This is a genomic window from Kitasatospora sp. NPDC028055, assembly GCF_040637885.1.
Taxonomy (GTDB): domain Bacteria; phylum Actinomycetota; class Actinomycetes; order Streptomycetales; family Streptomycetaceae; genus Kitasatospora.
The window spans coordinates 51,315-74,429 of sequence record NZ_JBEZXE010000035.1; the positions used below are offsets into that span (position 1 = coordinate 51,315).

At 74.5% G+C, this 23,115-nt stretch carries 25 protein-coding genes; 11 read left to right on the forward strand and 14 right to left on the reverse strand.

The genetic code is table 11. From position 1 onward, the window contains the following. The first annotated feature begins 215 nt into the window (after positions 1–215). Positions 216–3,095 carry an FAD-binding and (Fe-S)-binding domain-containing protein gene (locus AB0F71_RS28395; RefSeq protein ID WP_360239772.1) on the forward strand — a complete coding sequence of 960 codons (2,880 nt, stop codon included), beginning with the start codon at positions 216–218 and terminating at the stop codon, positions 3,093–3,095. Positions 3,096–3,099: 4 nt separating this feature from the next. On the opposite strand, the gene AB0F71_RS28400 is transcribed toward AB0F71_RS28395, so the two are convergent. Together AB0F71_RS28400 and AB0F71_RS28405 are read right to left on the reverse strand one after the other, a co-directional pair. Further along, on the reverse strand, positions 3,100–3,606 hold the full coding sequence (locus AB0F71_RS28400; protein WP_360239775.1) for a hypothetical protein: 507 nt from the start codon (positions 3,604–3,606) through the stop codon (positions 3,100–3,102). A 42-nt stretch (positions 3,607–3,648) separates the two neighbouring features. Continuing rightward, positions 3,649–4,053: a DUF1453 domain-containing protein gene (locus AB0F71_RS28405; protein ID WP_360239778.1), complete on the reverse strand. Its 405-nt coding sequence runs from the start codon at positions 4,051–4,053 to the stop codon at positions 3,649–3,651. 182 nt (positions 4,054–4,235) lie between these two features. Here AB0F71_RS28405 and AB0F71_RS28410 point away from each other — a divergent pair, with 182 nt between their 5' ends. After that, positions 4,236–4,856, forward strand: a complete 621-nt coding sequence (locus AB0F71_RS28410; RefSeq protein ID WP_360239781.1) for a TetR family transcriptional regulator C-terminal domain-containing protein — start codon at positions 4,236–4,238, stop codon at positions 4,854–4,856. A 16-nt stretch (positions 4,857–4,872) separates the two neighbouring features. On the opposite strand, the gene AB0F71_RS28415 is transcribed toward AB0F71_RS28410, so the two are convergent. Next, positions 4,873–5,325 carry a CBS domain-containing protein gene (locus tag AB0F71_RS28415; protein WP_360239784.1) on the reverse strand — a complete coding sequence of 151 codons (453 nt, stop codon included), beginning with the start codon at positions 5,323–5,325 and terminating at the stop codon, positions 4,873–4,875. A 91-nt stretch (positions 5,326–5,416) separates the two neighbouring features. Continuing rightward, on the reverse strand, positions 5,417–6,478 hold the full coding sequence (locus AB0F71_RS28420; protein ID WP_360239787.1) for a slipin family protein: 1,062 nt from the start codon (positions 6,476–6,478) through the stop codon (positions 5,417–5,419). A 169-nt stretch (positions 6,479–6,647) separates the two neighbouring features. Here AB0F71_RS28420 and AB0F71_RS28425 point away from each other — a divergent pair, with 169 nt between their 5' ends. Both AB0F71_RS28425 and AB0F71_RS28430 read left to right on the forward strand, forming a co-directional pair. Then, complete coding sequence (locus AB0F71_RS28425) at positions 6,648–7,433, forward strand: uracil-DNA glycosylase (protein ID WP_360239790.1); 786 nt, start codon at positions 6,648–6,650, stop codon at positions 7,431–7,433. A 99-nt stretch (positions 7,434–7,532) separates the two neighbouring features. Then, complete coding sequence (locus tag AB0F71_RS28430; protein ID WP_360239793.1) at positions 7,533–7,829, forward strand: hypothetical protein; 297 nt, start codon at positions 7,533–7,535, stop codon at positions 7,827–7,829. A gap of 59 nt (positions 7,830–7,888) precedes the next feature. Here AB0F71_RS28430 and AB0F71_RS28435 read toward each other — a convergent pair whose 3' ends face one another. Then, complete coding sequence (locus tag AB0F71_RS28435; RefSeq protein ID WP_360239796.1) at positions 7,889–8,767, reverse strand: CHAD domain-containing protein; 879 nt, start codon at positions 8,765–8,767, stop codon at positions 7,889–7,891. A 222-nt stretch (positions 8,768–8,989) separates the two neighbouring features. Here AB0F71_RS28435 and AB0F71_RS28440 point away from each other — a divergent pair, with 222 nt between their 5' ends. The 3 genes from AB0F71_RS28440 to AB0F71_RS28450 all read left to right on the forward strand — a co-directional run bounded on the left by AB0F71_RS28440 (position 8,990) and on the right by AB0F71_RS28450 (position 11,385). After that, on the forward strand, positions 8,990–9,664 hold the full coding sequence (locus AB0F71_RS28440) for a hypothetical protein (RefSeq protein ID WP_360239799.1): 675 nt from the start codon (positions 8,990–8,992) through the stop codon (positions 9,662–9,664). 145 nt (positions 9,665–9,809) lie between these two features. Next, complete coding sequence (locus tag AB0F71_RS28445) at positions 9,810–10,616, forward strand: thioredoxin domain-containing protein (protein ID WP_360239802.1); 807 nt, start codon at positions 9,810–9,812, stop codon at positions 10,614–10,616. A 118-nt stretch (positions 10,617–10,734) separates the two neighbouring features. After that, positions 10,735–11,385 (forward strand): vitamin K epoxide reductase family protein, encoded by a 651-nt coding sequence (locus tag AB0F71_RS28450; protein WP_360239805.1) that lies wholly within the window; start codon positions 10,735–10,737, stop codon positions 11,383–11,385. 9 nt (positions 11,386–11,394) lie between these two features. On the opposite strand, the gene AB0F71_RS28455 is transcribed toward AB0F71_RS28450, so the two are convergent. The 4 genes from AB0F71_RS28455 to AB0F71_RS28470 all read right to left on the reverse strand — a co-directional run bounded on the left by AB0F71_RS28455 (position 11,395) and on the right by AB0F71_RS28470 (position 14,051). After that, positions 11,395–11,895, reverse strand: coding sequence for an NUDIX hydrolase (locus tag AB0F71_RS28455; RefSeq protein WP_360239808.1), 501 nt, complete (start codon positions 11,893–11,895; stop codon positions 11,395–11,397). Between the two features lie 120 nt (positions 11,896–12,015). Beyond that, complete coding sequence (locus AB0F71_RS28460; protein WP_360239811.1) at positions 12,016–13,089, reverse strand: serine hydrolase domain-containing protein; 1,074 nt, start codon at positions 13,087–13,089, stop codon at positions 12,016–12,018. Between the two features lie 29 nt (positions 13,090–13,118). Continuing rightward, positions 13,119–13,634, reverse strand: a complete 516-nt coding sequence (locus tag AB0F71_RS28465) for a GNAT family N-acetyltransferase (protein ID WP_360239814.1) — start codon at positions 13,632–13,634, stop codon at positions 13,119–13,121. A gap of 24 nt (positions 13,635–13,658) precedes the next feature. Further along, complete coding sequence (locus tag AB0F71_RS28470) at positions 13,659–14,051, reverse strand: ankyrin repeat domain-containing protein (RefSeq protein ID WP_360239817.1); 393 nt, start codon at positions 14,049–14,051, stop codon at positions 13,659–13,661. 409 nt (positions 14,052–14,460) lie between these two features. On the opposite strand from AB0F71_RS28470, the gene AB0F71_RS28475 reads away from it, so the two are divergent. The 3 genes from AB0F71_RS28475 to AB0F71_RS28485 all read left to right on the forward strand — a co-directional run bounded on the left by AB0F71_RS28475 (position 14,461) and on the right by AB0F71_RS28485 (position 17,046). Further along, a complete protein-coding gene (locus AB0F71_RS28475; protein WP_097238968.1) occupies positions 14,461–14,655 on the forward strand; it encodes a hypothetical protein in 195 nt (64 codons plus the stop codon). A 112-nt stretch (positions 14,656–14,767) separates the two neighbouring features. Continuing rightward, positions 14,768–16,381, forward strand: coding sequence for a hypothetical protein (locus tag AB0F71_RS28480; protein WP_360239820.1), 1,614 nt, complete (start codon positions 14,768–14,770; stop codon positions 16,379–16,381). 290 nt (positions 16,382–16,671) lie between these two features. Beyond that, entirely contained in the window at positions 16,672–17,046 is a 375-nt protein-coding gene (locus AB0F71_RS28485; protein ID WP_350506367.1) for an RNA polymerase-binding protein RbpA, read from the forward strand. A gap of 126 nt (positions 17,047–17,172) precedes the next feature. On the opposite strand, the gene fxsA is transcribed toward AB0F71_RS28485, so the two are convergent. From fxsA to AB0F71_RS28510, 5 genes are all read right to left on the reverse strand, one after another. Further along, entirely contained in the window at positions 17,173–17,751 is a 579-nt protein-coding gene (gene fxsA / locus AB0F71_RS28490) for an FxsA family membrane protein (protein WP_360239823.1), read from the reverse strand. Between the two features lie 55 nt (positions 17,752–17,806). Then, on the reverse strand, positions 17,807–19,447 hold the full coding sequence (lnt, locus tag AB0F71_RS28495; protein ID WP_360239826.1) for an apolipoprotein N-acyltransferase: 1,641 nt from the start codon (positions 19,445–19,447) through the stop codon (positions 17,807–17,809). A gap of 118 nt (positions 19,448–19,565) precedes the next feature. After that, positions 19,566–20,018, reverse strand: a complete 453-nt coding sequence (locus AB0F71_RS28500) for an N-acetyltransferase (RefSeq protein ID WP_360239829.1) — start codon at positions 20,016–20,018, stop codon at positions 19,566–19,568. An 80-nt stretch (positions 20,019–20,098) separates the two neighbouring features. Continuing rightward, positions 20,099–21,745 carry an amidohydrolase family protein gene (locus AB0F71_RS28505; RefSeq protein WP_360239832.1) on the reverse strand — a complete coding sequence of 549 codons (1,647 nt, stop codon included), beginning with the start codon at positions 21,743–21,745 and terminating at the stop codon, positions 20,099–20,101. Between the two features lie 31 nt (positions 21,746–21,776). Continuing rightward, entirely contained in the window at positions 21,777–22,217 is a 441-nt protein-coding gene (locus tag AB0F71_RS28510; RefSeq protein WP_360239835.1) for an Lrp/AsnC family transcriptional regulator, read from the reverse strand. 232 nt (positions 22,218–22,449) lie between these two features. Here AB0F71_RS28510 and AB0F71_RS28515 point away from each other — a divergent pair, with 232 nt between their 5' ends. After that, positions 22,450–22,968: a hypothetical protein gene (locus AB0F71_RS28515; RefSeq protein WP_360239838.1), complete on the forward strand. Its 519-nt coding sequence runs from the start codon at positions 22,450–22,452 to the stop codon at positions 22,966–22,968. Positions 22,969–23,115 lie beyond the last annotated feature (147 nt).

Sequence of the window (23,115 nt, forward strand, 5' to 3'; positions counted from 1 at the left end):
CGCTGATCCGACGCGAATTGTCAGACACGCCCTGGGGCTCGCCGATCGGCAGCCGGGCGAGGTAGGCGTCGGGGCCGGCGAGGTCCACGGAGTCGTCGATCATGACTGCCGAGACTGCCACATGACACCCCGTCGGCGGTACCCCCGTCGTGCCCGGTACCGGTGCGGCGGCCCGGCTGCGATCATCGGCGGAGTCCACTTCCTGGGAGGCCCTGGTGAGCCGTCCGTCCGCCGTCCCCGGGGCCGAACTGGCCCGTGAACTGGCCGCCGTGCTGCGCGGGGAGGTCCGCTTCGGCGCCGCCGAGCGCACGGTGTACAGCCACGACGCCTCCAACTACCGGCACCTGCCGCTCGGGGTGGTCAAGCCCGCCGACCTGGACGACGTGCGCACCGCGCTGGCGCTGTGCCGGCAGTACGGTGTGCCGGTGGTGGCCCGCGGGGCCGGGACGAGCATCGGCGGGCAGGCGATCGGCCCGGGCGCGGTGGTGCTGGACTTCCGCCGCCACCTCGGCGCGGTGCTGGAGGTCGACGCCGAGGCCCGCACCGCGCGCGTCCAGCCCGGCACCGTGCTGGACGACCTCCAGCGCGCCGTCCGGCCGTACGGGCTGCGCTTCGGCCCGGACCCGTCCACGCACAGCCGCTGCACCCTCGGCGGCATGATCGGCAACGACTCCTGCGGCTCCCACTCGCTCGCCTGGGGCCGCACCGCCGACAACGTGGAGCGGCTGGAGCTGCTGCTCGCCGACGGCACCGAACTCACCGTCGGCGGGCGGCTCACCGCCGCCGAGCGCGCGGCGCTGCCGCAACTGCCCGGCCGGGCGGGCCAACTGCACCGCGAACTCCAGGAGTTCACCGACCGCAACCTGGCCGTCATCCGGCAGGGCATGCCACAGCTGCCCCGCCGCACCTCCGGCTACCCACTGGACGCCCTGCTGCCCGAACACGGCCACCACCTGGCCCGGGCGCTGACCGGCACCGAGGGCACCTGCGCACTGCTGCTGGACGCCACCGTCCGGCTGGTCGAGGACCCGCCGGCCCGCGCCCTGGTGCTGGCCGGCTACCCCGACGAGGGCGCCGCCGCCGACGCCGTCCCCGCGCTGCTGCCGTACGGTCCGCTCACCGCCGAGGGCATGGCCGCCGACCTGATCGCCGCCCTGCTCGCCGCCGGCCCGCGCCCGCCCGCCCTGGACCGGCTGCCCGCCGGCGGGTGCTGGCTGTTCCTGGAGACCGGCGGCGCCACCGCACTGGAGGCCTACCAGGCGGCCCGCCGACTGGCCGACGCGGTGCGCCGGGAGCCCGCGGCCACCGTCGCCCTGGTCACCGACCCGGTCGAGCAGCGCCAGCTGTGGGCCGTCCGGGAGGCCGGCGCCGGGATCGTCACCCGACTGCCCGGCGGCGGCGAGGCCTGGCCCGGCTGGGAGGACTCCGCCGTCCCGCCCGAGCGGCTCGGCGACTACCTGCGCGCCCTGCGCGCCCTGCTGCGCCGGCACGGCCTGCACGGCGTGCCGTACGGGCACTTCGGCGACGGCTGCGTGCACCTGCGGATCGACTTCCCACTGGACCGGCCGCACGGGGCCCCGGTCTTCCGGGAGTTCCTGGAGCAGGCGGCCGACCTGGCGGTCTCGTACGGCGGTTCGCTCTCCGGCGAGCACGGTGACGGGCAGGCCCGGTCCGAGCTGCTGCCGCGCATGTACCCACCCGAAGTCATCGACCTGTTCGGCGAGTTCAAGCGGATCTGGGACCCGGAGAACCTGCTCAACCCGGGCACCCTGGTCGACCCCCGCCCGCTCGACGCCGACCTGCGCTTCGTCACCGCCCCGCGCCGCCCGCTGCCACTGGCCCTGCCGTACGAGCAGGACGGCGGCAGCCTCACCAAGGCGGTGCACCGCTGCGTGGGCGTCGCCAAGTGCGTGGACCCGACCACCGGGGTGATGTGCCCCAGCTACATGGCCACCGGCGAGGAGCGGCACTCCACCCGGGGCCGGGCCCGGCTGCTCGCCGAGATGCTGCGCGGCGAGGCCATCGCGGACGGCTGGCGCTCGGCGGAGGTGCGGGAGGCCCTGGACCTCTGCCTGAGCTGCAAGGGCTGCGCCAGCGACTGCCCGGTGCACGTCGACATGGCGACCTACAAGACCGAGTTCCTGTACCAGCACTACCGGCACCGGCCCCGCCCGCTCTCCCACTACTCGATGGGCTGGCTGCCGCTGTGGCTGCGCGCGGCCGCGCTGGCACCCGCGGCCGCCAACACGCTGGCCCGCTCCCGGGCCGGCGCCCTGCTCAAACGGCTCGGCGGGATCGACCGGCGCCGGGTGCTGCCGGTCCTCCCGCCCGAGACCTTCACCCGGTGGTACCGGCGCCACCGCGCCGCCCACCCCGCCCCGGCGGGCGCCCGGCCGGTGCTGCTGTGGCCGGACACCTTCTCCGACCACCTCCAGCCGGACGTGCTGCGCTCGGCCGTCGAGGTGCTGGAACACCTGGGCTTCGACGTCCGACTGCCCGACGGGCCGGTGTGCTGCGGCCTCACCTGGTACTCCACCGGCCAACTCGGCACCGCCCGCCGGGTGTTGCGGCGCAGCCTGGCGACCCTGACGGCCACCGGGCTCCCGGCCGACACCCCCGTGGTCGGCCTGGACCCCAGCTGCACCGCCACCCTGCGCGAGGACCTGCCCCGGCTGCTCGGCGCCGACGGCCGCCCACTCTCCCAACGGACGCGCACCTTCGCCGAGTTCATCGACGAGTACGCCCCGCAGGCGCCGCTCCCCCGGGTCCGGCTGGAGGCCGTCACCCAGACCCACTGCCACCAGCACGCGGTGCTCGGCAGCGCCGCCGACCGCCGGGTCGAGGCCCGACTGGGCCTGGACAACCGGGTGTTGGACTCCGGCTGCTGCGGGCTGGCGGGCAACTTCGGCTTCGAACGCGGGCACTTCGAGGTGTCCCAGGCGATCGCCGAGCGCGTCCTGCTGCCCGAGGTCCGGGCCGCCGGGCCGGAGACGGTGGTACTGGCGGACGGTTTCAGCTGCCGCACCCAGATCGCCCAACTCGCGGACGGCCGACGGGCCCTGCACCTGGCGGAGCTGATCGCCCGAGCCCTTTGAGTGCCTACGCGTGCTCGGCGAGAAAGGCCCCGGCGTGCGCCGCGGCCTCCTCCCGGGTCGGGTGGCCGGTGGCCGCCTCACCGCGCGTCCCGTCGGCACCGACCCCCGTCCAGCGCCAGCCCCCAGCGGCCTCGTCCCGCAGCAACTCAGCGGTGCCGCCGAACAGTTCGAGCGATCCCGGTCGGGTCGCCGGACGACTGACGGCCTCCGGCCACTTCTTCCGGGCGCCCTGCCGGGTGATGCCCCAGGCGGCGCCGAGTTGTTCGTAACTGGCGCCGTAGGACCCGGCGGTGGCGGCCGCGGTCGCGGTGAGCCGCTTGACCTCGGTGTCCACCAGCTTCCAGGCGGAGAGCACGGAGAGGGCGACCTCGGCCGGGTCGGCGTTCCACATCCGCTGCTCGGGCAGCCCGGTGGTCCGGGACCGCACGGCGGCGGCGAGGGGGTTGAGCGCATCGAGGAGGGCCTTGGCCAGCGCCGCCTGCTCCTCATGGGTGATCTCTACGGCAGCCATGATGACAACTTTAGTTACCGCTCGCGATTTCGACAACCAACGTTACCGCCTCGATCGATCCGGGCCGAGTGACGAGCCCGAGTCCTTGTGCTCGGGCGCGAACGGGGTCCCGGAGGAGAGCGCCCGGTAGCCCACCACCAGCGCCTCCCCCAGGAAGCCGACGCCGATCGACAACTGCACCGGCCGGGCGTCCGCGGCCAGGCCGTTGCGCTCGGCGAGCATCGCGAAGCCCACCATCGCCACCAGCGAGACCGCCGCCATCAGGAAGGTCCAGCCGGTATAGCGCTGCCACAGCACCCCCTCGCGCTCGTGGACCCGGATGGTGGCGCCGCGGGCCGCCCCGAACGCGGTGCCGAGCACGGCGCCGGCGCCGATCCAGACGTAGTCCCCCACCCCGAGGCCGTGCCGCTGCCACAGCACCCACAGGCCGATGCCGGTGAGCACCACCCGGCGGCACGAACAGGTCCCGGGGGTTCAGCGGCTCGCCGCGCAGCCGCCTGACCACCACCACGACCACCACGGCGGCGATCAGCCCCACGTGCACCCAGTTGTTCATCCCTGCTCCCCGAATTTTTATAGCTTGACCGTGCTAAATCATCAATTTAGCTCGCCCGTGCTATAAAGGCAACATGCCGAAGATCGTCGACCCCGTGGAACGCCGCCAGGCCGTCGCGAACGCCGTCCTGCGCGTCGCGGCCAGGGAGGGCCTGGAGCACGCCTCGCTGCGCAACGTCGCCGACGAGGCGGGGCTCGCGATCGGCTCGGTGCGGCACTACTTCGCCGGCAGCTCCGAGCTGATGATCTTCGCGATGCAGGAGCTGGCCCGCCGGATCGACGCCCGCATCCGCACCCACGCCCGCACCCTGCTCGACCCGGATCAGCCTCCCGGCACCGACCGGCGCGAACAGACCGTGCTGCTGCTCGCCGAGACCCTCCCGCTGGACGCCGAGCGCCGGGAGGAGTCCGCGCTCTGGCTCTCCTTCGTCACAGCTGCCCGCACCCGGCCCGAACTACGGCCCCGCGCCGCCGAGTTGCAGACCGGCCTGGACGCGCTGGTCCGGCATGTCCTGGTCGAGATCGAACGCGCCGGTGGCCTGACCCCCGGCCTCGACCTCGACGTCGAGACCCGCCGGCTCTCCGCCCTGCTGGACGGCCTCACCCTGCAAGCCGTCCAGCACCCCGACCTGGTCGGCCCGGACGAACTGCGCGCGGTGCTGCGCCGCCACCTCGACACCCTGGCGAGCGGCTGACCACCCGCCGTCCGGATCAGCCCTGCAGCGCCTCCTTCTTCGGCGGCGCGTCGGAACAGACCGCCGACACGAACTCCGCGAGCCGGGCCTGCGGCAGCCCGCGGGCGATGTCGGCCTCGCTGATCATGCCGACCAGCTTGTGCTCCGGGTGGTTGATCACCGGCAGGCGGCGCACCTGGTACTGCTCCATCACCCGCAGCACCTGCTCGCAGTCCTCGTCCGCCTCCACCGTCATCGGCCGGCCGAGCGCCAGTTCACCCGCCGTCACCTCGGACGGATCGCGCCCCTCCGCGACGCAGCGCAGCACGATGTCGCGGTCCGTCACGATGCCCAGCAGCCGGTCGTTCTCCCCGCAGATGGGCAGCGCGCCCACGTGTCGTTCCCGCATGATCCGGGCGGCGGCGGCGAGCGTCTCGTGCTCACGGATGCACTCCGCCCCCGGGTGCATGATGTCGCTGGCGATGGTCATGATCCGCCTCCTGGCCTGACTTCCGACCCCTCGTCCATCCTGGTCCGACCGGGTGACCCACGCCACCGGGCCCGGGCGGGCCGGGCAGCGCTCAGGACGACGCCCCGCGCCCGGTGCGCTCCTGCGCCCCGCTCTCCGTCGAACCACCTGCGGACCCGGACCCGGCGGCCGGGCCGGCGGCCTCCGGACCCGCCCCGTCCAGATCCGCTCCGTCCAGATCCGCTCGGTCCAGCGGCGACGTGCTCAACAGCTCCTCCAACGGCGGCAGCTCGTGCTTGAGCGGCTCGTGCGGGAGCTCCTCCTCCGGCACCTCCCCGCGCTTCACCGCCTGTTCCGCGGACTTCGCGGCGGCGGCAACCGCGGCGGCCGCCAGCAGGTCCCGCTGCTGGGACTCCGTCGCACTGTCCAGGAAGCGCAGCAGCTCCACCGGGAACGGCAGCACCAGCGTCGAGTTCTTCTCCGCCGCCACCTCCACCACGGTCTGCAGCAACCGCAGTTGGAGCGCCGCCGGGGTCGCGCTCATCACCGCCGCCGCCTCCGACAGCCGGGCCGAGGCCTGGAACTCACCGTCCGCCGTGATGATCCGCGCCCGCCGCTCCCGCTCGGCCTCCGCCTGGCGAGCGATCGAGCGCTTCATCGACTCCGGCAGGGCGACATCCTTGATCTCCACCCGGTCGATCTGGATGCCCCAGCCCAGCGCCGGGCTGTCGATCATCAACTCCAGCCCCTGGTTGATCGGTTCGCGGTTGGCCAGCAGGTCGTCCAGTTCGCTCTTGCCGATGATCGAGCGCAGCGAGGTCTGCGCGACCTGGGAGATCGCGAAGTTGTAGTCCTGCACGTTGACCGTCGCCTTGACCGGGTCCTCCACCCGGTAGTAGACGACCGCGTCCACCCGCACGGTCACGTTGTCCCGGGTGATGCCCTCCTGCGCCGGGATCGGCATCGTCACGATCTGAACGTTCACCCGGCGCAGCCGGTCCGCGATCGGCAGCAGCGCGACCAGCCCCGGCTCCCGGACCTCCTCGCGCACCCGCCCGAAGCGGAACACCACGCCCCGTTGGAACTGCTGGACCACCCGGATGCTCAGCCCCGCCCAGATCGCCCCCAGCCCGACCAGCCCCCCGAGAGCCCCCAGCACCGCATCGACGATCATCGCGGCCTCCTCGCGGCCTCCGCGCACACCGGCGCGTCCGGCCGCCGCCGACCGGACCGGGCCGGGGGCCACCGGAGCAACTGCTTCCACGCTACGCCTGCCCGGACACCGCCGGACCGAACGGGCTGCACCCCTGGGGAAGACGGCCCCGGGCCCTAGGATCGAGGACATGCAGCCGGCCCTCGCCGTTGACCCCGCCGACGACCCCGGCGACCCCCGCCACCCGGCCGCGGCCGCCGCCCGGGCCGGCGGACTCACCGTCCTCGACCGGGTCGTCACCGACTGCCGGGCCTGCCCCCGGCTGGTCGCCTGGCGCGAGGAGACCGCCCGCACCAAGCGCCGCGCCTACCAGGACTGGGACTACTGGGCCCGGCCGATCCCCGGTTTCGGCCCGCCCGACGCCCCGCTCGTCCTGGTCGGTCTCGCCCCCGCCGCCCACGGCGCCAACCGCACCGGCCGGATCTTCACCGGCGACCCCTCCGGCGACCTCCTCTACGCGGCCCTCCACGAACTCGGACTCGCCAACCGCGCGGAGTCCGTCCGACACGGCGACGGACTGGAGCTGTACGGCGTCCGGATCACCGACCCGGTCCGCTGCGCCCCGCCCGACAACAAGCCCAGCACCGCCGAACGCGACACCTGCCGCCCCTGGATCACCCGCGAACTGCAACTGCTGCGCCCCACCGTACGGACGGTCGTCGCCCTCGGCGGCTTCGCCTGGCAGGCGATGCTGCCGGTGCTCGCCGACGCCGGTTGGACCGTCCCCCGCCCGCGCCCGGCCTTCGGCCACGCCGCCCTGGTCACCCTCCCCGCCCGGGACGGCGGCCCCGACCTGCGGCTGTACGGCTGCTACCACGTCAGCCCGCGCAACACGAACACCGGGCGGCTGACCACCGCGATGCTCCGCGACCTGCTCCGCGAGGCGGCCGTCTCGGCGGGGCTCAGCCCCCGTTAGGGCGCGGCGCCGAACCGCCGTAACCTCCACCCGGACCCGTTGTGCCCCACCCGATGACCCGGAGCGTCCGAGGCGATGACAGCACACTGTTGCGAGTCGATGACCAGGCAGCTGGACCGACAGTGCCACCAGCACGACGACCCGTACGACTGCCCCGACGCGGTGGTGCTGTTCATCGCGAAGTACCAGGAGTACGGGATCGTCGTCCACGACGGCGGCCGGTCCAGCATCGGCATCGACTTCTGCCCGTGGTGCGCGGCACGGCTCCCCGAGTCCCAGCGGGACCGCTGGTTCGACGAGCTGGAACGCCGGGGCATCGACCCCTGGGCGGAGGACGTCCCCGCCGAGTTCGAGGACGACCGCTGGCTCGCCCTGCCCGACGGCGGCACCCGCTAGTTCCCCAGGCCGCAGTTCCCGAGGCGCGCCGTTCCCCGGGCCGCAGTTCCCCAGGCCGCCTAACCGAACCGCGCCAGCTTCCGGCCCGACGCCCTCGCCCACACCTCCGGCAGCCTGGCCCGGGCGGCCTCTGCCGCCGCCAGCTGGCCCGCGTAGAGCACCCCGCAGGCGAAGGGCTCGCCGGCCGCCGCGGGCCGGGCCGCCAGGGCCGCGGCGGCGACCACCGCGTCCTGGTGCTCGCCCAGCACCTCCTGGACGGCCTTCATCCGCTCCGCGTAGCGCTCCGCCGCCGCGCCGACCGCGGGTGCCGCCGTCTCCCCGGCGTAGCGGGCGCGCTTGGCGGCCTTGCGGGCCTCGTGCAGGGCGACGTCGCGCTCCGCGGGGCCGGCCGCGAGGGCGGTGCGGATCCGGGCGGCGGTGCGGCGCTGTTCCCGGGCCGCGATCCGGGAGAGCTCGGGGCCGGCGGCCCGGGCGGCGCGCGGGCGCAGCGGCGGGTCGGCGAGCAGGGTGGTCAGGGCCTCGGCCAGCGCCCGGCGGCGGGGGCTGTCGAGGGCGGCGACCACCTCGGGCCAGGCCCGGCGGTACTCGGTCCGGCCCCACTCCCGCAGCGCCCCGGCGACCCGTTCCGGCCCACAGGCCTTCGGCAGGTCGCCGGCCCGGGCGGCCAGCCGTTCGGCGAGCACCTCGCCGTCCCGGGCCCGGCCGAGGGCGGCGCCCAGCCAGCGCAGGTCGGCGACCAGGGTGTCGGTGCTGCCGGGGGCGAGCAGTCGGCGGAAGGTGCGCAGCGCGCTGCGCAGCCGTCGGCAGGCGACCCGCATCCGGTGCACGGCGTCGGGTTCGTCCGCGCGGACGGCGTCGTCCAGTCCGGCCAGCACCACCGCCTGGGCCTCGACGCGGTCGAGCAGCACCCGTCCGACCGTGGTCTCGGGCCTCGCCATGGACGCGCACCCCCTCGTCGGGGTCACCGGTGATGCCTTCCAGGGTAGGCACCGGGCGGCGGCTGTCGACCCACACGGCCCGGGCGGGCGCCGTCACGGCCCGGGCAGGCGCGGTCACCGCCCGGGCGGGCGCCGTCACGGCCCGGGCGGGCGGCACCCTCGGCAGTCAAGGGCCGTACGCACCCTCGTGCCCGGCGCGGGGAGCATGGCATACTCCGGAGCGTGCTGACCTCCACCCATGCGACCAGGGCCCTGCGGGCTGCGGTGTTCACCGCGCTCGCCGTGCCGATGGCCGCGTTGGGCCAGGTGGTCATCACCGGTCGCCCGCTGTCGCTGTCGCTGGTGGCCACGGCGAGCGCCGTCGTCTTCCTGGTGGTGGCCGCGCTGGCCGGCGGGGAACGCCGGCTGCTGCACATCACCGCCGTGATGGTGCCGGTCGAGCTGCTGCTGAACACCACCTTCAACCTGGGCCAGACCGCCTGTGGGCCGGTGCTCTCCGAGCATGTGTCCGCGCGCGGGGTGAACCTGCTGGTCTGCGGCGGCGGTTCGGTGGACGGCTCGCTGCTGGGGGGCCCGCTGGGCCACACCGGGGAGCTGGCGCCGGCGGCGACCCAGCTGCTGCTCCTGGTGGTGCACCTGGCGATCGCGCTGGCCGCCTCGGCCTGGCTGCGGCTGGGTGACGCCGCGCTGTCCGGCCTGGCCCGGGCGCTGCGCGCGCTGCGCCAGTCCCTGGCCCGCCCGCTGCGGGCGCTGCTCCTGCTGCTGCTCCCCGCCCCGGTGCGCCCGGTGCTGCGGGTGCCGCTGCCGGTGTCCGACCACGAGCGGCCGCGCCGCGAGGACGTGGTCCTGAGCCCGGCTCCCCGGCGTGGTCCGCCGGTCCTCGCGCCTGCCTGCTGAGCGCGTACCCCCTTCCGTCACCTGAGCGTGCACGGTTCCGTACGCCCGCGGGCAGTGCGCTCGACTCCGCGTTCCCTGCCCCCGCCGCACCCGAGTGCGGCCACCCGCGCGCGCCCGCGCGCCGCGTACAGGAGTTGACTTCCCCATGGCTCAGGACAAGAACAAGAAGCGCGTCAGCGCCCGCGAGCGGATCCAGGAGGCGCAGCGCCGCGAGCAGCAGGCCGCCAAGCGCCGCCAGCTGATCGTCGTGTCGGTCTCCGCCGTCGTCGTGCTGGCCCTGGCCGGCGGTGTCGCGCTCGCGATCAACACCGGCTCGAAGAACGACGACAAGGCGGCCGCGGCCGCCTCCTCGGCCCCGCTGGTCGTGCCGGCCAACGCCACCGGCCCGGACGGCACGGTGATCACCTACGGCAAGGCCGACGCCCCGCACACCATGGAGGTCTACGAGGACTTCCGCTGCCCGGTCTGCAAGCACTTCGAGGCGGCGAACGGCCAGACCGTCAAGCAGCTCACCCAGGACGGCCAGATCAAGGTGGAGTTCCACCTGGCCGCCTTCCTGGACAAGAACCTCGGCGGCAAGGGCTCGCGCACCGCGCTGGCGGCGGCCGGCGCCGCGCTGAACGAGGGCGTGGAGAAGTTCAAGGCCTTCCACGACGTGCTGTACGCCAACCAGCCGGACGAGCGCAGCGACGACTTCGGCGACGTCAACCACCTGCTGGACCTGGCCGGCCAGGTGCCCGGGCTCAAGACGGACGCCTTCGTGAAGGCGGTCACCGACCGGACGTACGCGCCGTGGGCGGCGAAGGTGGCCGACGCGTTCAACAACAGCCAGGTGACCGGTACCCCGACGGTCAAGGTGGACGGCAAGACGATCAACCTGTTCGCGGGCAACACCACCGCCACGCCGGAGCAGTTCACCGCCCAGGTGAAGCAGGCCGCCGGCCTCCAGTAGGCCGCACCGCGCCCGCACCGCACCGAGCCCGCACCGTCCCGCCCCGCACGGCACCACCGGCCCGGCCGAACTCCCGGCCGGGCCGGCCCCTCCCAGCCAGCCACCGGAGTGTGCTGTCATGACCGCCCCGACCACCGTGCACCCTTCCCCGTCCGCCCCCGACACCGCCGGTCGTGGCCCGATCGGCGCGAGCCGGGCCCTCGCCCTCCTGCTGTTCCTCGGCGGACTGGTCGGGCTGGCCGCCTCGGCCGTCCTGACCTTCGACAAGCTCCGCATCCTGGAGAACCCGTCGTACGTCCCCAGCTGCAACATCAATCCGGTGATCAGCTGCGGTTCGGTGATGCGCACCGAGCAGGCGGAGGTCTTCGGCTTCCCGAACCCGCTGCTCGGCCTGGCCGCGTTCGGCGCGCTGGCGGCGATCGGGGCGGGGCTGCTGGCGGGCGCCGCGTACCGGCGCTGGTTCTGGCTGGGCCTGCACGCCGGGACGGCGCTGGGCGTGGTGTTCGTGCACTGGCTGATCGACCAGGCGCTGTACGAGATCGGCGCGCTGTGCCCGTACTGCATGGTGGTCTGGGCGACGGTGGTGGTGCTGTTCTGGTACACCACGCTGCACAACCTGCGCACCGGCGTGATCCCGGTCGGGCCCAGGGCGCGGGCGGTGGTCCGGGAGGCAGCGCGCTACCACTGGGCGCTGCCGGTGCTGTGGGCGGCGGTGATCGCCCTGCTGGTCCTGAACCGGTTCTGGTACTACTGGAGCACCCTCGGCTGACCGGCCCGGTCAACCCACGTACCCCGCCGAGTGCAGCAGCACGGCGGCGCCGGTGCGCCGGGCCTCCAGGGCCCCGGTGAGCCGGCGCGCCGCGCAGGGGTGCAGCAGGGCGGCCGCCCGGGCGGGGGTGAAGTAGCCGTGGTCGGCGATCTCCTCCGCCTGCAGCCGGATCGCCGCGCCCGGCTCGACCGCGCCGCCGTCGAACATGAAGTGCACGGCCGGGTGGGCGTGCCGGCCCTGGTCGGGGATCGCCTCGCGCCACTCCACCGCCAGGAGCCGCAGCTCGCCCGCCGACAGCCCGGTCTCCTCCCGCAGTTCGCGGGCCGCGCACTCGGCGGGGCGCTCCCCCGGGTCCATCCCGCCGCCGGGGAACTGCCACTGGTCGCGGTAAGTCGCTTTCAGCAGCAGGATCTTGCCGTCCTCATCGGTCAGCAGCACGCTGCAGCCGATGTAGGCGCGCACTATCCCGGCGAGCCACTCCTCCTCCGTGAGTGCCCAGGTCTCCGTCATCGCGCCTCCTCCGCCGGCCGCTGTCCGTCCCGGCCACTCTGCCGCAACCGCCGCCCCGGCAAAGGTGGTTCGTACCTAATCCACCCGATCGGGTAGCCGTGGCGCGTGCCGAGACGCGTGTCAGCCGAAGACCGCCCGGCGGAAGGTGTTGCGCAGGTCGGTCAGCGGCTGGGTGTTCCGGTCGTGGTGCACCTTGTTGGTGAGCAGCAGGGCCCAGCGGCCCTGGCGGCGGGAGACCCAGCAGCCGGTGCCGGTGAAGCCGTAGTGGACGAAGGTGCCCTCGGCCGGGTCGGTGCCGGCCGAGAACAGCCAGGACAGGCCGCGCGCGGGGGCCAGGCCGCCGGTCTGCTCGCGCAGCGATTCGGTGATCCACCGCCCGCCCCACGGGAGTTCGGGCGGCGGGGCGAGCACGGCGGCGAGGAAGCGGGCCAGGTCGCGGGCGGTGGAGAAGACGCCGGCGTTGCCGGAGACGCCGCCGAGCAGCCGGGCGGAGGGGTCGTGCACGACGCCGCACAGATGGGCGCCGGTCGGCTCGTGCCACTCGGTGGGCGCGGTCCGGGCGGTCTCCGCGGCGCCGAGCGGCCCGTACCGGGTGTCGGTCATGCCGAGCGGCCGCCAGGTCCAGCGCTCGGCGAGGACGTCCAGCGGCGCGCCGCCGAGGTCCTCGACCAGGTAGCAGAGCAGTACGGCGGCGCGGTCGGTGTACTCCACGGCCACCCCCGGCGCGCGGTGCAGCGGGGCGGCCAGCACCCCGGCCCGGATCGCCGCCGGCTCCCGCCCGTAGAGCTGCTCGAAGCGGGTGTACGGCAGCATCCCGGCGGTGTGGGCCAGGAGTTGACGGACCGTCACCGCAGCGACAGGACGTCCGGCGGCGGGCGGCCACCAGTGGCCGAGCGGTTCGTCCAGCGGCAGCCGGCCGGACTGCCACAGCACTCCGGCGGCGGGCCAGAGCGCCACCACCTTGGTGAGGCTGGCGAGGTCGTACAGGGTGTCCGGCCCCGGCACGAGCCGCGCGTACGGGCCCTGCCCGAGGGTGCCGTGGCTGCCGCCGCCGAGGGTGCCCCCGGCGTCGCCGACGGCCCAGACGGCGCCCGCGCCGACGGCCCGCAGGCCGGCCAGGACCAGCCGGTCCAGCTCCCCGCCGGGCGCGGCCAGGGCGGGGAGGCGTTCCGCTTCGGGGGCTCGGTGGTCCACCCCGGATGTCTACCCGGGGCGCCCTCCGCTCAGACCGCCGCGGGGAGTTCCTTGCCGAGGCAGATGCTCTGCGGGTGGTCCTTGTAGATGCCGAACTTGCGGATCGCCGTGTAGCCCTCGGAGCCGTACAGCGCGATGGCCTCGGGCTGCTCGCTGCCGGTCTCCAGGATGACGCGGGTGTGCCCGGCCTCGGCGGCGGTCTCCTCCAGGCGGTGCAGCACCGCCCGGGCCAGGCCCCGGCCGCGGGCGGCGGGGACCACGAACATCCGCTTGAGCTCGACGTCGCCGTCGCGCAGCCCGTCCGGGCCGGCCTGCTTGGCCCGCCAGCCGCCGCAGGCGACCGGCCGGCCGTCCAGGTAGGCGATCATGAACAGGCCGGCCGGGGCCTCGAAGTCCTCCGGGTGCATCACGGTCTCGTCCGGGTCGCCGTAGCGGCGGACGTACTCCTGCTGCACCTCCGCCGACAGGGCCTGCGCGTCGGGGTGGGCGTACCCGGTGATGCGGAACTCGACGGTGCTGGTGGCCTGCTCGGCGGTGCTCTCCATGGTGGAAAAGCCTACGACTCGGCTTCAGCGACCCTCGAACCGGGCGAGCAGCTCGGTCTTGCCGAACATCGCGGCGGCGTCGACGGCGGACGGGACGCCGGCCCTCGGGTCTGCACCGCCGGCCAGCAGGGCCTCGACGACGTCCGTGCCGCCCTTGAAGACGGCCCCGGCGAGCGGGGTCTGGCCCTTGTCGTTGGCGCGGTTCGGGTCGGCGCCGCGCTGGAGCAGGGTTTCGACGGTGGCGGCGTGGCCGTGGTAGGCGGCCAGCATCACCAGGGTGTCGCCGCTGCCGTTGGTGAGGTCCGCGGAGACCCCGGCGTCGAGCGCGGTGGTCAGGGTGGCGGTGTCGCCGGCCCGGGCGGCGTCGAAGAGCTTCCCGGCGAGCGCGATCACCTCGGCGTCGGGGGCATCGGTCATGGCGGACTGCCTTTCCAGAGGGGTGACGAGGGCTCGTGCGTACCGCACCGTAGCGGCCGGAGCCGCCGCCGAACCAGCGGGCGTCCGGATTCCGGACGACGGCCCCACCGACCCGGGACGCGGTACGACGTGCGGCCGCGCGGGTCGCGCCGCCGTTCGAGCGAACTTTCGGGACCCCCCGGAAGATTCCCGCCCACCCCCCGGGAATGCCTCGCGGCACCGGCCCCACCCGGATCCGACGCGATTCCGGGCCCCCACCCCGACCGGTTCGCACACCGCCGTCCGGCCCACCCGAAGGCCTTGAACCGCAGAACCACCCGTTTGCACCGTTCCATCATCTATTACTTTTTGTCACGATTAGGGCACTTTAAGTAACACTGTCCCCCGTCCCCCTCCCCGAGGAGCAGAAGTGATCCTCTCGATTTCCGGCATCGTCCTGTTCGGCACCATCGCCTTTCTGTTCTTCCGCAGGGACGGACTGAAGGTCTCGCACGCCATCGTCTGCGCCCTCTTCGGCTTCTACGTCGCCGGCTCCTCGATCGCCCCCAGCATCACCGCGGGCGGTGCCAGCCTGGCGAGCCTGCTCGGCGGCATTCGGTTCTAGGCGCCGCCTCTCCCCCACCGGCCCGGGCGCGGATCCCACCGCCCCGGGCCCCGTCGTACCACGAGCAGTCCCCCCTCACCCCACCCGTCCCACTCGTCCGGGGAGTCACGGAATGCCGCTCCACCGCCATCTCGGCAAGGGCCGCGAGTTCGCCCGAACCGCCGGGGACCACGCCACCGACATGTTCGCCCCGCTCACCGTGATCGGCCGCGGGCTGCGCCACCACGCCGGCTGGGCCAAGGGCCGCTGGCAGGCCACCCCGAAGGAGCGGCGCGGTCCGACGCTGTTCCTGTCGGCCGCCGTGCTGATCGGCATCTACCTGCTGCCGCACGGCCTGCTGTTCGCGCTGGTCGGCCTGATGGCCAGCGCCGCCTGGGCCGGACGGGCCCCCAAGGCGGCGCCCGCCCCGCCCGCGCCCGACGTCGCCGACGTCAAGCTCGCCGCCCTCTACTCGGCGCTCACGCCGTACCTGTGCGGCCCCGAGGACGCCAACCCGCTGTACCACTTCGAGGGCAGCTACAAGAACGCCTTCGGCTCCTGGGAGTTCGACGGCGAGGGCCGGCTCTCCCGGCTGGAGCTGAGCTACCCCGCGTACTTCACCGACACCGAGCCCGCCGCCCGGGCCCGGATCGAGCAGGTCGTCCAGGGCAAGGCCGGCCGGGCCCGGGAGTACCGCTTCGACTGGGACGAGGAGTCCAACCGGCTGCGGATCACCGCACTGGCCCCGCTGCCCACCGACATCACCGCCCAGCACTTCGTCGCCGCCCCGGGCGAGATCGTGCTCGGCTTCACGGACGAGGACGGCACCGCCCGCACGATTCCGGTCCAGCAGGGCGGGGCCACCGCCCAGCAGCCGCCGGTGGTCTGGCGCACCGGCCCGCGCTCCTCCGAGCCGCACCTGCTGGCCCTCGGCGTCGCCGGCTACGGCACCTCCAGCCTGATCCGCTCGATCGCGCTCCAGGCGCTCCCGTACGCCGACCTGGTGGTGGTCGACGGCGCCGGCACCGGGGAGCACGCCTGCCTGGTCAACCGGCCCGGCGTGCACACCGTGGAGACCAGCCTGCACGGCGCACTGGCCGCCCTGGAGTGGGCCGCCCGGGAGACCGAGCGGCGGCTCGCCGCGCTGAACACCGCCCGGCACACCGGCGCCGCGCTGCCCGAGGACCTCACCCGGCCGCTCTGGCTGCTGCTGGACCACCCGACCGAGCTCGGCGAACTCGCCCGCGCCGAGGGCCGCCCCGACCCGCAGGAGCTGCTGGAGCTGCCGCTGCGGCACGGCCGGGCCGCCCGGGTCACCGTGGTGATCGCCGACGACGTCGAGGCCCGGGACCGAATCACCCCGACCGTCCGGGCCACCACCCGGGCCCGGGTGCTACTCGGCCCGGCCGGGCCCGAGGAGGGCCACGCCGCGCTCGGCGCGCCGCTGGACATCGTGCCCGCCGCCCACGCCCCGGTCGGCCGCGGCTACGCCCGGATCGGCAACGGCGCCCCGGTCCGGCTCCAGGTGCCCGCCACCGTCGACCCGCTGGACGACGAGGCCCCGGCCCAGCTGCGCGACGCGGTGATCGCCCTGCTGCCGCACCGTGACAGCCGGACCGAGCCCGCCTCCGAGGCGCCGCCCCGCCCGGACCGCCCGCCGGTGGTCCCGGCGGACGCCGCCCCGCCCGTCCGCCCGGTCGACCTCGGCAAGACCGAGCCGATGATCCGTTCCCGACCGATCTCCTGACCGCCCGGGAAGCGGGGGCGACCGGCACCGCGAAATCGCCGACCGGTACGCTCGTCACAGAAAGTCCGCACGATCACCAGATGTGAAATAGGTGACACCTGGGGTGATATCACCGGCCAGATGTGACAAATCGGGCGACGGTGGGTACAAACAGGGGCGGCACGACAGACGACGCATGTCCCGGGACGGGAATCTTCGTCGGAAGCCGAGCGTTGACCGAACGACGAAGAACAGCGACCAGAACAGCGACCACTAGTCCTGTGGGCCATAAAGCCCGGGAGGCACGATTCATGAGCGAGCGAGCTCTCCGCGGCACGCGACTCGGGGCCACTAGCTACGAGACCGACCGTGGTATCGATCTGGCCCCGCGCCAGACCGTCGAGTACGCATGTCAGAACGGACACCGATTCGAGGTTCCTTTCTCGGTCGAGGCCGAGATCCCTCAGGCTTGGGAATGCCGCTTCTGCGGTCAGGAGGCGGTTCTCCTCGACGGTGACGAGCCCGAGGAGAAGAAGACCAAGCCCACGCGCACCCATTGGGACATGCTGATGGAGCGCCGGACGCGCGAGGAGCTGGAGGAGGTGCTGGCCGAGCGGCTGGCCGTGCTCCGCTCCGGCGGGATGAACCTCGCGGTGCACCCGCGTGACACCCGCAAGAGCGCCTGACACGACTCGCTCCCGCCTCGAGCGGGAGGACGCGAAAAGGGACCCTGGTCACCAGGGTCCCTTTCGCGTTGTCCGGAGCTGTGCCGGCTGACCCGTCCGGCGATCGGCGGCGCGGCTCCGGACGGGTCAGCCGGCGATCGGCGGGCGGTAGGTGGTGTCGGGGCCCTGCGGCCCGGGCGGACCGGTCTCCGGGTCGACCACCTCGCCCCGGATGACCTTGCCGTCCGGGCGGTGGATGCGCATCTGCTCCTGCAGCCGTATCGCGTCCGCGAAGGCGTCGGAGCCGACGGTGGCGGTGCTGCGCATCGCCTTGTTCGCGATCCTGCGGCCGGCCGCCCGCCACAGCGCCCTGGTCGGCGGGAACAGCAGGGTCAGGGCGACCAGGTCGGACAGGAAGCCCGGCACGATCAGCAGCAGCCCGGCCCCCACCGTCATGCTGGTGCCGGTCTGCGGCTGCTCGGACTGCGGGTTCTTGCTCTGCTCGATCGCCGCCGACAGGGCCTTGAGCCCCGCCCGCTTGATCAGCGAGCCGCCGATCACCGCGCCGACGATGAGCAGCAGCAGGACGGTGAGGCCGCCGAGCCAGGAGGCCACCTGCACCAGCAGCCAGATCTCCAGCACCAGCCAGGCGGTGAACAGCAGCGGCAGCACCCGGCGGAGCCTGCTACGCGGGGCCGGACGGGCGGGGGTAGCTTGCTGGGTCACGATACGAATCCACTCCAAGCGGTGCTCTGCGCGCCGCACGGGAGGTCCGGGCCGGCTACGGCACCACCTGGTCCAACGATTCCGCGGCGGCCGGTGTTCCGTCCGCGGCCTTCCTGCGGCGGCCGGCCAGCAGGGCGGCGGCGCAGGCCAGCAGGCCGCCGACGGCCAGCGTCCACTCCGGGACGGCGCCGACCCGGTCGGCCACCGTGGTGCCGTCGCGCAGCGGGACGGTGGCGGACAGCTCGGCCGGGGTCAGCTCCTGGGTGCGCTGCTCGACGGTGCCGTCCGGGGCGATCACGGCGCTGATGCCGCTGGTGGCGGCGATCAGCACGGCCCGGCCGTGCTCGACCGCGCGCAGCCGGCTCATCGCCAGCTGCTGCTCGGGCTGGCCCGTCTCGGCGTAGGTCGCGTTGTTGGTCTGCACGACCAGGACGCGGGCGCCGCTGTCCACGGTGTCCCGGACGATCTCGTCGTAGGCCACCTCGAAGCAGATCACGTCGCCGATCCTCGCCGGGCCGAGCTGCATCACGCCGTTGTGGTCGCCGGGGTAGAAGTCGCGGGCGACCCGCTGGAGGCGGGTGATCACCTTCATCAGCTGGGCCCGGAACGGCACGTACTCGCCGAACGGGACGGGGTGCTGCTTGGTGTAGGAGGCGCCGGGGCCGGTGACCGGGTCCCAGACGATGCCCTCGTTCTGGACGTGCTGCGCGTCCGGGCCGTCCACCAGGGTGCCGACCAGGGTGGGCACCCCGACGGCCTTGACCGCCTCGTCGATGCGCTGGCGGGCCAGCGGGTCGCTGAACGGGTCCAGGTCGGAGGAGTTCTCCGGCCAGATCACCACGTCGGGGCGCGGGACCTTGCCGGCCTGCACGTCGGCGGCGAGCCGCTCGGTGGCCGAGGCGTGGTTGTTGAGCACCATCATCGGGCGGCCCAGGAAGTCCATGCCCGGGTTGGGCACGTTGCCCTGGACGATGGCGACCTTCACCGTGTCGGCCGCGGCGGTGGGCACCGGCACGAGGAAGCCGGCCAGCAGCACGGCCACCGCGCCGAGCGCCGCCAGCGCCGCCGCCTTCGGGGCCCGGCCCGGCCCGCGCAGGCGCAGCGCCGCCCAGGCGAGCAGGGTGCCGGACAGGGCGACGGCGAAGGTGACCAGGGGCGCGCCGCCGAGGGCGGCCAGCGGGGTGTACGGCGTCGCGGTGTTGGCGAAGGCCAGCCGGCCCCAGGGGAAGCCGCCCAGCGGCAGCCGGTCGCGCGCCCACTCCTGGGTGACCCAGAGGGCGGCCGCCCAGAACGCCCAGCCGGGCAGCCGGGAGGTGAGCGCCAGCGCCCCGCCGAGCAGGGCCAGGAACAGCGCCTCGATCACCGACAGGCCGACGGTCGCGTCCCAGCCGACCACCCGCAGCCAGCTGAGCAGCATCAGGAAGAACGGGAGGCCGAAGGCGAAGCCCGTCCAGGCGCCCTGGCGGAAGGTGCGGCCGCGGGTGAGCAGCGACAGCGCGGCGACGCCCAGCAGCGACAGCGGCCAGAGGTCGTACGGCGGGAAGGCGAGCGCGAGCAGCAGGCCGGACAGCGCGGCGAGGCCGGTGCGCGGCAGGCCGGCCCGGACCTTGGCGAGCGCGCGGGCCAGGCGGCCGGGGGCCGGGGCCGGTTCCTGCGGCTCGGGAGCGGTCCCGGACCGCTCCTGGGTGACGGGCATGGCCACCGGCGCACCATCTTCCTGAGGCTTGCTGTTAGGACGCTGTGCGAAGAAGGTACCCCGGAACGTCGCGGGCGCGTGAGGTCAGGGTGCTGGGCCGGTTCGGGGGGTGGTGGGGTCAGCGCTCCGTGTAGCGGAAGCGCCCCAGCGGCCAGTGGTCGGTGAGCCAGGCGGAGACCGCGCGGTACAGCGGGGCGTCCAGCTCGGCGCGGTCGGCGCGGACCCAGGAGCTGACCGAGACCAGGGAGGCGTCCTCGCGGTCCGGGTAGATGTAGACGCAGCCGATCACCTCGTCCCGGTCCGGCTCCAGGACGGTGTAGGTGAAGCCCCGGCGGGCCTCGAAGTCGGCGGCGTGCCGGCGCAGGTCGGCGAGGTTGTCCGCCAGGGACATGCCGTCGGCAGGCGGCCAGCCGCGGCCGGCCCAGCCGGGGGTGGCACGGATGTGCTCGATGCTGCCCGTCCAGGCGGCGTGGTCGGAGGCGTTGTGCTGCTCGCCCAGGGGCTCCAGGCGGAACTCCGGGGCGAGCAGCTCGCGCGGGACGGTGAAGTCGGCGGGGACGATCTCGGTCATGGTCGGCACCCTACGAGGGCGGCCGCCCGCCGATCACCCGAATTAGCGCTCGCACACCGGCCTACGGGTCGTACCCGGTCTTACCCTTGCCGCTCGTACACCGTGCGGCCGCGGACCACCGTGCGCAGGCAGACCGGGAGTTCGTGGCCCGGGGTGAGGTCGGGCAGGCCGGGGGTACCGGAGCGCGGGTCGGTGGACCAGCCCGCCACCCGGGAGTCCGGGGCCTGGACGACCAGCTCGTCGGCGGCCCAGAGCGCGTAGTTGGCGACCGCGCCGGGCACCAGCACGCCGTCGTGGTCACGGCCGATCGCACGCCAGCCGCCGCGGGTGTGGGCGGTGAAGGCGGCCCGGACCGAGATCCGGTGCTCCAGGGTCCGGTGGAACGCCGCGGCCCGGACGGTGCCCCAGGGGTCGAGCGGGGTGACCGGGGCGTCCGAGCCGAAGGCCAGCGGGACACCGGCGCGCAGCAGGGCCGCGTACGGGTTGAGACCGGCCGCCCGCTCCGCGCCCAGGCGCTGCGCGTACATGCCGTCCGGGCCGCCCCAGGCGGCGTCGAAGGCGGGCTGGACGGAGGCGGTGAGGCCGAGTTCGCCGAGGGCCGCGATCGCCTTGTCGTCCAGGGCCTCGGCGTGCTCGACGCGGTGGCGCAGCGCCTTGACCCGGTCGGCGCCGACCCGCTCGCCGGCCGTGCGCACGCCGTCGATCACGGCGGTGAGCGCCGCGTCGCCGATCGCGTGGAATCCGGCCTGCAGCCCGGCCTCGGTGCAGGCGGCGACGTGGTCGGCGACCTGCTCGGCGGTCAGGTAGGCGGTGCCGGTGTGCTCGGCGTCGGCGTACCGGGCGTGCAGGCAGGCGGTGTGCGAGCCGAGCGCGCCGTCCACGAAGAGGTCGCCGCCGGCGCCCACCGCGCCGAGCCGGCGGGCGGTCTCGATACCGCCCAGCTCGCCCCAGTAGCCGAAGACCTCGGGGCCCTCGCCCTCGGCGGCCAGCTCCAGCAGGGCCGCCAGGTCGGCCTCGGAGGAGATCTCCGGGCCGGCGCACTCGTGCAGGGCGCCGATGCCGAGCTCGGCGGCGCGGGCCAGGGTGGCGCGCTGGGCGCGGCGGCGCTGCTCGGGGGTGAGGTGCGCCAGCGCGGTCTGCCGGACGGCGTGGTGGGCGTCCTTGGTGAGCGGGCCGTCGGCGTGGTGGCCGGGGCGCTCGGCGAGGCCCTCGGTGAGGGTGCGCAGCGCGGTGGTGGCGAGCGCGGAGTGGACGTCCGTCCGGGAGAGGTAGAGCGCCGCGCCGCGGGCGGCCGCGTCGAGTTCGGCGAGCGTGGGCGGGCGGCCCTCGGGCCAGCCGGTCTCGTCCCAGCCGTGGCCGATCAGCACCCCGCCGGGCTCCGGCTGCGCCTCGACGAAGGCGGTGACGGCGGCCAGTGCGGCGGCCAGCGAGGGGCTGCCGGTGAGGTCGAGTCCGGTGAGCGCCAGGCCGGTGGCGGTGGCGTGCACGTGGGCGTCCACGAAGGCGGGGGTGACCAGGGCGCCGTCCAGCTCGACGATCTCGTCGGCGGTCGCGGCGTACGCCTCGGCGGCGCCGTCACTGCCGACCCAGGCGATGTGCCCGCCCTCCACGAGCATCGCGGTGGCGAAGGGGTCGGCGGGGCTGTAGACGGCGCCGCCGCGCAGCAGGACGGTCCGTGGGCCCCTCCGGCCCGAGGGCGGGCAAGGAGGGCTGGTGCGTTCGGTCATGCGCCCAAGTCTGCACCCCGCCGGTTCGCCCTCAGATCTTCGGGGGTCGTGCCTCGTAGGGAGTGGAGAGCACCACGGTGGTGCGGGTGGACACTCCGGCGGCGCTGCGGATCCGGGCCAGCAGGTCCTCCAGGTCCCCGGGGGCGCCGACCCGGACCTTGAGGATGTAGTTCTCGTCGCCGGCGACGCTGTGGCAGGCCTCGATCTCGGGCAGGCCGGCCAGTCTCTCCGGGGTGTCGTCCGGGGCGCTGGGGTCGAAGGGCTTGACCGAGATGAACGCGGTCAGCGCCAGGTTGACGGCGTCGGGGTCGACGATCGCGGTGTAGCCGCGGATCACCCCGCGCTGTTCGAGGCGGCGCACCCGCTGGTGCACCGCCGAGGTGGACAGGCCGGTGGCCTTGCCCAGGTCCGTGTAGCTCATCCGGCCGTCCTCTAGGAGCAGCTGGACGATGCGTTGGTCGAGATCCTCCACGGTGCGCAAACCTACCCGCTCGGGGAGCACGGGGGGCGCACGGTGGTGGCACGGGGTCGGACTGCAGGTGTCGCAGGGGCATGTGCCTGGTGAATGTGGCGGGCGGTGTGGCCAAGGACACACCCGGTGCATCACGGTGCGCAACTCCGCAGGGTTATGAGCCCGAATCGGCGGGAAGTGCTGGTTGTGGCCCCAGAGCGACCACGCCGGGCCCGATCCTAGGGGGATCTCCATGCCTGCTACCGACCAGCGCGCGCTGGCTCTCGACGAGACCGACGATCCGACCGGCCGCGACGACCTCGCGGTCGACCACGCGCCGGGCACCGACCCCGGCGACGCCGAGACCTGGGACATCTTCCGGGTCCACTGCCCCGAGTGCCGCCGCCCGATCGCCCTGGTGGCGGACGAGGAGCGGCTGCCGCAGCACGCCCTGCTGCCGACGGCATGGAACCCCTTCGCCCCCGCGATCTGCCCCGGCTCGGGCACCCTGACCGACGACCTGGCCGAGGCGGAGATCCGGGAGGACGCCGAACCGACCCGGTTCGAGGCGCTGTTCAAGCTCCCGAGCGGACTCGACTGGCGCACCCAGCCGTTCTCGCACGCGCTGGTGCACCGCCCGGTGCGCGGCGCGGGTGCGGGGGCCGGTGCCGGCGCGGGCGTCGGCGCCCCGGCCAAGGCCGGGCGGCAGCTCGCCTCGACTGTCCCGCTCGCCACCATCCCGGAGCAGCGCCGACGGCTCGCGCGGCGCTGATTCCCTTCGATGTCGGGCGAGTTGACGCCCGGTCAGAGAATCGCCCCCGGTCGTCACTCCGCACCCTGGAGTGACGACCGGGGGCCGTATCGGGGAGGCCGCGGCCTCGGGCCGGGCTTCGGGGCCGGGCCGGGGCCCCGCCGGACT